The sequence below is a fragment of the Streptomyces lincolnensis genome, from assembly GCF_021173675.1.
Lineage (GTDB): Bacteria > Actinomycetota > Actinomycetes > Streptomycetales > Streptomycetaceae > Streptomyces > Streptomyces lincolnensis_B.
The window spans coordinates 1-6,405 of the sequence record NZ_JAIHON010000034.1; the positions used below are offsets into that span (position 1 = coordinate 1).

Sequence of the window (6,405 nt, forward strand, 5' to 3'; positions counted from 1 at the left end):
CGCGCCAGGTCCACTGCGTCCCGCTTGAACTCTTCGGGGTAATTCTTCCGCTTTGCCACCATGGATCACTTCCCCTGGATGACGAAACATCCAGCGTCCAGGTGTCGGAATCCCGGGGGTCACTCCAACACACCCGCACCCCTTGGATGGTTCCGACCCGGAACTCGGTCGACCTGGCGCGCGAGTGCCGAACGGCGAGTTGGTCCTCTACCCCGACGCCGGCCATGGCGGCATCTTCCAGTTCCACGGGCAGTTCGTGGAGACGGTTCTCGAGTTCCTCGAGCGGCAAAAGGCGTGCGGTGCGGTCGTAGTCCGGGCCGAGGGTGGTGCCTCAGGGGCGTGGCGCCCTTTGGGCGAGCGGCTCGAGGCGCCCGTTCACGGACGCGACCTCGCCTTCCGCCTCACCCCATGAACGCGAGAGCGTTCTCGATCCCCAGCTCAAGGACCTCATCGGCGCGCTTCTGGTCGGACAGGGCGCGGGACAGCTGCATCGTCCCCACCAGCATGGTGAACAGCCCGATGGCCTTGGCCTGAGCGGACCGCGGGTCCTCGGGTGTCAGGCGGGCGGAGATCTCCTCCAGGATGGCCCGCGCGCCGTCGCTGTAGGCCTGCCTGGTCCCGTCCTCGCAGCGGCCGATCTCGTCGAGAAGGGCGGCGGAGGGGCATCCGAGGCCGGGGTGGTCCCGGTGCTCGGGAGACAGGTACTCGCGGATGAGGTCCTCGAGTCCCGGGCGGCCGGGCCGCAGGGTGCTGTACCTCGCGACCTGCGTGTGCAGTTCTTCGGCCACGACATGGGCGACGAGGTCGTCCTTGGACGCGAAGTGGGCGTAGAAGGCTCCGTTGGTGAGCCCCGCGTCCGCCATCAGCGTGGAGATACCCGAGCCGTCGATGCCGTCCTGCTTGAACCGGTGGCCGGCCTTTTCGATGATGCGTCGCCGCGTCACCTGCTTGTGCTCCTTGGCGTAGCGCACCACGAGCTTTCTCCGTTCGCTCCGTAAGGCCATGCTTCGCACTCAAGGGTAATCCATGGCCTGACGCACGTAATATCATGACCGGCGACCCCATGACCGGCGTGGTCACGACCGGATGCGGGCACCGGGTCCGAGTCGGGCGGTGACTTCCGCGGGGCTGAGGGTGGAGTGCTCCGCGGAACACTCGACGACGACGCGGACCGGGGCGTCGCAGTCGGTGTGACGGATGTCCAGTACGGGCCCCTCGGGGCCGAGGGCGTACGCCTCGCCCCACTGGCTCAGCGCCATCAGGACAGGCCACAGATCCCAGCCCTTGCGGGTCAGGCGGTACTCGTTGCGGGAGCGGCTGCCCGGCTCCTGGTATGGGACGGTCTTCAGGACGCCGGCCGCGATCAGCTTCCGGAGGCGGTCGCTGAGGACGGCTTCCGACAGGCCGATGTGGCGGTGGAAGTCGTCGAAGCGGCGGACTCCGTTGACGGCGTCACGCAAGATCAGCAACGTCCATTTCTCCCCGACCACGTCGAGCGTGCGCTGGACGGGGCAGTTCTCCGTGCTCGCCTCAAGCCACTCCATCCCGCCAGCGTAAGGGTCTGGCTTCGTCATTGGCAGTCAGGTGAGTGGGTGGCTAGCTTCACTTGCAAAAGTCAGACGGGAAGGTGCCCGGTCGTGGGACGCACGCGTACGTACCAGTGGGAAGATCCCGCGATCCTGGCGGAGGCCGCCGGACGCATGGCCGGCATCGACTTCCTGCGCGAGCTGAAGGAGGGGCGACTGCCGGCGCCGCCCATCAATTACTCCATCGACTTCACCCTGGACGAGGTGGAGCCCGGCAGGGCGGTCTTCTCCCTGACGCCGGGGGAGGAGCACTACAACCCGATCGGCAGTGTGCACGGTGGCATCTTCGCCACCCTGCTCGACTCGGCGGCCGGCTGCGCGGTCCAGTCGACCCTTCCGCAGGGCATGGCCTACACCTCGCTCGACCTCACGGTGAAGTTCCTGCGACGGATCACCGTGGACACGGGCACGGTACGCGCCATCGGCACGGTGATCAGCCAGGGACGCCAAACAGCCCTCGCCCAGGCGCAGTTGGTCGACGGCAGGGACCGTCTGCTCGCCCACGCCACCAGCAGCTGCATGCTCTTCCCGGTGTCACCCTCGCAGGTGTGAGCCTCGGCGGCGACCGGTATCGGTCCGGGCCGTGAAGTCGCACTCCCTCGATCGCGGCGCAGACCGCCGGTGTGTGAGGTGAAACCGCTGCGGCGCAGGTCGGTCGCGGCCCGTAACTCCTCGGGTCGCCGGCCTCCGTGCGCCGCAGCTGTGTCGAGGCGGCGAAGGTGGTGGTTCCCTCGGGCGCCGGGCTGCTCTTCGTCAGGCGGCGTGGGTGGGGTAGTCGGTGTAGCCGGCCGCGCCGCCGCCGTAGAAGGTGGCGGGGTCGGGGGTGTTCAGGGGGGCGCCGGCGCGTACGCGCTCGACGAGGTCGGGATTGGCGAGGGCCATGGTGCCGACGGTGACGACGTCGGCCAGACCGTCTTCGACGTCCTTGGCGCGGGCGGCGATGTCGGCACCGGCCCGGTTGAGGATCAGCGTGGTCGGCCACAACTTGCGGAGGGTGGAGAGGAGTTCCTCGTCGCCGCCGTGACCGATGTGCAGGTAGGCGAGGTTGAGGGGGGCGAGGGCGCGCAGGAGGTGCGGGTAGAGCTCGTGCGGGTCGCTCTCCGTGAGGTCGTTGATCTGGAAGGGGTTGCCGGGAGAGATTCGGATGCCGGTGCGGCCGGCGCCGATCTCGTCGGCCACGGCCGTGGCGACCTCCACCGCGAAACGGATGCGGTTGTCGAGGGAGCCCCCGTACTGGTCGGTGCGCTGGTTGGTGCTGGGGAAGAGGAACTGGTTGACCAGGTAGCCGTTGGCCCCGTGGATCTCGACGCCGTCGGCGCCGGCCGCGATGGCGGCCGCGGCGGCGCGCCGGAAGTCGTCGACCGTCGCGGCGACCTCCTCGGTGGACAGTTCGCGCGGCTCCGGCATCTCCTGGAGCCCGGACGGGGTGAACGTCTGGCCGGCCGGCTTGATCGCGGAGGGTGCCACCGGCTGCCGGTGGTGGGGGGTGTTGTCCGGGTGGGAGATGCGCCCGGTGTGCATCAGCTGGATGACGATGCGTCCGCCGGCCTTGTGTACGGCGTCGGTGACCTTGCGCCAGCCGGCGATGTGATCCTCGGTGTAGATGCCCGGGGTCACCGGGTAGCCCTGGCCGTCGGCGGAGGGCTGGGTGCCCTCGGTGATGATGAGCGCGTGCGAGGCGCGCTGGGCGTAGTACTCGGCGTTCAGCTCGGTCGGCACGCCGTCCGGGGTGGCCCTGCTGCGGGTCAGGGGGGCCATGGCCAGCCGGTGCGGCAGGGCGATCTCTCCGACGACGGTCGGGTTCCACAGGGCGTTGAGCATGGGTCATTCCTCAGGTGGTGTGTGGTGGTGCCGAAAGGGGCGGGGGCGGACACCGCGTGGACCTGGACACCTGGCTCTTCTGCCTCCGGGTCCGAGGACGCACCCGCCCTGCGCCCGCAGGTCGAGTCGCAGTCGGCAGTGGCCTATCAAAGTACGATCGTAATACTAAGCGGTCGGGTGGGCTGTGGCAAATGGGTCCCGGCAGGGGGCGCGAAGCCGCGCGGCGCAGCTCGCGCAAGGACCTCACGCCAGAGCGGTGGGAGTTCCGCAACGGCAGCTGGAACCGCCTGCTCCGCCTGGATGACCTTGTCCTTGCGGGTGTGCCGTGTGCTCCAGTATTCGGTGGGGTGGGCGACGAGGCAGGCCGCGGCCGCCGTCGTCGAGACCTGGGCGCGGCGCAGGTGCGGGGCGGTGCTGCTGGCGTCGGAGATTCGCTCGTCAGGGCGGACTGAAGGATCATCCGCAGTTTGACAGGGCTCTTGCCGTAGCGGATGGCGGTCGTCACCAGTTCGGTGACCACGAGTTCACTGACCGCGAGTTCGGGGGGTGAAGACCAGTTCCTTCAGCTCTCGGAGGGCGGTTCGTGAGGTGTTGTCTGTTTGCAGGTGAGGTTGGGGCAGGGCTGCTGGTCGCGGGGGCTTGGTCGGCTACGCCTTTCTGGTGAAGCTGCAGGCGTCGGCCTCGGTGAGGACGTCGAGCCTGGCGAGGCGTTTCAGCTCGGCGCGGGTGCCATTGATGTTCTTCGGCAGCGGTTCGTGGTCGAGGGCTTCGCATGCATCACGGGCCCGGAGGGGGCCGGTGACCTCGTTGAAGACGGGGATGCGGGGGTAGTTCGGGTGCTCGGGCAGGTCGGGCGCGGCGGTCTGGGCCGGGAGACGGTCAGCGAGAGCAGTGATGGTCTTCCGGTTGATCGTCAAGTGTTCGTCGTCACCGACGCGGCGCTTTCTGCCGCACATGCTGCGCCCCGTACTCCGCCGTGACGTTCACGGCTGACGGCGTGCCCCCCGTGCTCGACCGGTAGGCCGCCACACGATCCCACTCGCCTCGGAACTTGCTTGCGGCCCCTCGGTCGCTCCGATAGCATTACGATCGTAAGGTAATGAGTGGTCGCCCTCCCCGTGATGACGCTCGTGACCGGTGGGTCCCGGGCTCGGAAGGGGTGGTCGCACTCGCGCACGTCGGAAACGTGCCAGACCCTGCTCGTCCAACCCGCCTGTTCGACCCGATTCCCCTGTCCGTCACCGGGGCGGAGCCGCTCCGTCCATCCACATTGGAGAAGCACATGCCTTCCTCGAACGCCGAGCCCCGAACGTCCGCCGCCGACTTGCACCGGCTTGCCGATGAGTACGTCAGGCGCGTCAACCTGCGCGACCTCGACGCCCTGTTCGCCCTGTACGCGCCGGACTTCCGCAACCACGCCGCCGATGGCACCACCACCGGCCTCGAGGAGGCCCGCGCGGTGCTTGCGTCGTTCCTCGACGCGGTCCCCGACTTCGCCGCCACACCGGTCCGTGTCATCGCCGAGGACGACTGGTTCGCGATCAGCTTCATCCTCACCGGCACGAACACCGGGTCCTTCAACGGCACTCCCGCCACCGGCCGATCGATCAAGGTGCTGGAGGTCCACATGTTCAAGGTGGCCGACGGAAAGCTCACCGACCACTGGGGCCTCATCGACCTGGCGACGCTCTTCGCCCAGTTGCAGTCCTGAGAGGGGTACGTGAGTTGATGCCTGCTTCCCCCTTTCGGGAGGGGCAGGCGGGCCGGCCGCAGCGTCGCCGGGCGGCTACGGCCGCGACTGGGTGAACAAACCCTGCCCGGTCTCGACCAGGATTCCGCGCTCGGTCAGCCGCTTGAGCTTCAGGCGGGTGTTGTTGATGGTGTTGGACGCGATCTCCATGTCCATCGCCTCGCACACCTGCCGCGCCCGCAGCGGAGCGTCGGCCGCGGTGAATACGGCCAGGATCTGCTGGTAGGCCGGATGGTCGGGCAGCTTCGGCGCCGGCGGCGCGGGTGGCTGCGGATCGGGCAGCTCCAGCAGTGTCTTGCGGGTGATCCGGATCTCCTCAGCGGCCCTGCCGAGCTCGTCCAGCCGTGCGGTCAGCTGCTCGATCTGCTCTCCCGTCGTCTCGGCCTGCGCGGCGATCTCCCGTTCCCGCTCCTCCAGCCGGGCCAGCACCGCCCCGAGGGTCAGCTCCCCGCCGGTCATGTGCTGCGCCAGGCCGCGCTTGCGGCCCGGTACTTTTTTTGCCGCATCACACCCCGTCGACTCCGCGGGCACCCCGGCCGCCGCATGCATGCTCTGGGTGTCGAGCACCACCAGGCTCGGTCCGCTTTTCGCCGCGCCTTCTCCCGCACCTGTCAGCGCAGCAGGTCGTGGATGGTCTGGTCGGTGCCGTCGTCGCGCCACTTGGCGAAGCCGGTACGTCACCGCGCCGCCCGGCGGCAGGTCGTGCGGAAGCAGGTCCCACTGGCAGCCGGTGCGGCCCTGGTAGAGGAGCGCGTTGACGATCTCCCGCATCTCGTACCGTCCCTGGTGGCTGCTGACTGAACGGTGCGCGGCCTCCCACGCGACAATCACCGGCTCGATATCTCAGGTGGTCAGTTGATCGGATGCCTGGACGCGGGCCGTGGAGACGACTGCCAGGTCGCTGGGGAGACCCCAGGTCGCGTGATCGGCGTCAAAGGCTCCGGTGGGGCAGTCCGCCGGGCGCTACCGCCCACCGCAAGCCAGGGAAGGCGACAGCCGATCACGGGGTGTGACCGGCGCGGCGGAGGACCGGGCGCAGGGTTTCGATGACGTCCGGGTCGTCGACGGTGGAGGGGATGGGTTCGTCGTGGCCGTCGGCGATGCCGCGCATCGTCTTGCGCAGGATCTTTCCCGAGCGGGTCTTGGGCAGGGCGGCCACGACCGTGACGTCCTTGAGGGAGGCGATGGCGCCGATGCGGTCGCGTACGAGCTGGACGAGTTCGGCCTCGACCTCGCTCGGTGCGCGGT

General features: G+C 68.9%; 8 protein-coding genes. 2 read left to right on the top strand and 6 right to left on the bottom strand.

What is annotated here, in order from left to right; translation table 11 throughout:
* Positions 1–401: 401 nt before the first annotated feature.
* Positions 402–974 (bottom strand): TetR/AcrR family transcriptional regulator, encoded by a 573-nt coding sequence (locus K4B79_RS47370; RefSeq protein WP_232033704.1) that lies wholly within the window; start codon positions 972–974, stop codon positions 402–404.
* A 102-nt stretch (positions 975–1,076) separates the two neighbouring features.
* Positions 1,077–1,544, bottom strand: coding sequence for a winged helix-turn-helix transcriptional regulator (locus tag K4B79_RS47375; protein ID WP_232033698.1), 468 nt, complete (start codon positions 1,542–1,544; stop codon positions 1,077–1,079).
* A 93-nt stretch (positions 1,545–1,637) separates the two neighbouring features.
* On the opposite strand from K4B79_RS47375, the gene K4B79_RS47380 reads away from it, so the two are divergent.
* On the top strand, positions 1,638–2,138 hold the full coding sequence (locus K4B79_RS47380) for a PaaI family thioesterase (protein ID WP_232033699.1): 501 nt from the start codon (positions 1,638–1,640) through the stop codon (positions 2,136–2,138).
* A gap of 201 nt (positions 2,139–2,339) precedes the next feature.
* Here K4B79_RS47380 and K4B79_RS47385 read toward each other — a convergent pair whose 3' ends face one another.
* Both K4B79_RS47385 and K4B79_RS47390 read right to left on the bottom strand, forming a co-directional pair.
* Positions 2,340–3,407 (bottom strand): alkene reductase, encoded by a 1,068-nt coding sequence (locus K4B79_RS47385; RefSeq protein WP_232033700.1) that lies wholly within the window; start codon positions 3,405–3,407, stop codon positions 2,340–2,342.
* Between the two features lie 647 nt (positions 3,408–4,054).
* On the bottom strand, positions 4,055–4,324 hold the full coding sequence (locus K4B79_RS47390) for a hypothetical protein (protein ID WP_232033701.1): 270 nt from the start codon (positions 4,322–4,324) through the stop codon (positions 4,055–4,057).
* Positions 4,325–4,689: 365 nt separating this feature from the next.
* Here K4B79_RS47390 and K4B79_RS47395 point away from each other — a divergent pair, with 365 nt between their 5' ends.
* Positions 4,690–5,118 carry an ester cyclase gene (locus K4B79_RS47395; RefSeq protein WP_232033702.1) on the top strand — a complete coding sequence of 143 codons (429 nt, stop codon included), beginning with the start codon at positions 4,690–4,692 and terminating at the stop codon, positions 5,116–5,118.
* A gap of 75 nt (positions 5,119–5,193) precedes the next feature.
* Here the strand turns inward: K4B79_RS47395 and K4B79_RS47400 are convergent, their stop codons facing one another.
* Positions 5,194–5,988: a transposase gene (locus K4B79_RS47400; protein ID WP_232033703.1), complete on the bottom strand. Its 795-nt coding sequence runs from the start codon at positions 5,986–5,988 to the stop codon at positions 5,194–5,196.
* Between the two features lie 169 nt (positions 5,989–6,157).
* On the bottom strand, positions 6,158–6,405 hold a 248-nt coding region (locus tag K4B79_RS47405; RefSeq protein WP_445276273.1), incomplete at its 5' end, for an AMP-binding enzyme.

What these genes read in the sequence shown, in the direction of transcription:
- K4B79_RS47375 (WP_232033698.1), bottom strand. Translation starts at nt 1,544, where the DNA reads ATGGAGTGGCTTGAGGCGAGCACGGAGAACTGCCCCGTCCAGCGCACG.
- K4B79_RS47385 (WP_232033700.1), bottom strand. Translation starts at nt 3,407, where the DNA reads ATGCTCAACGCCCTGTGGAACCCGACCGTCGTCGGAGAGATCGCCCTG.
- K4B79_RS47395 (WP_232033702.1), top strand. Translation starts at nt 4,690, where the DNA reads ATGCCTTCCTCGAACGCCGAGCCCCGAACGTCCGCCGCCGACTTGCAC.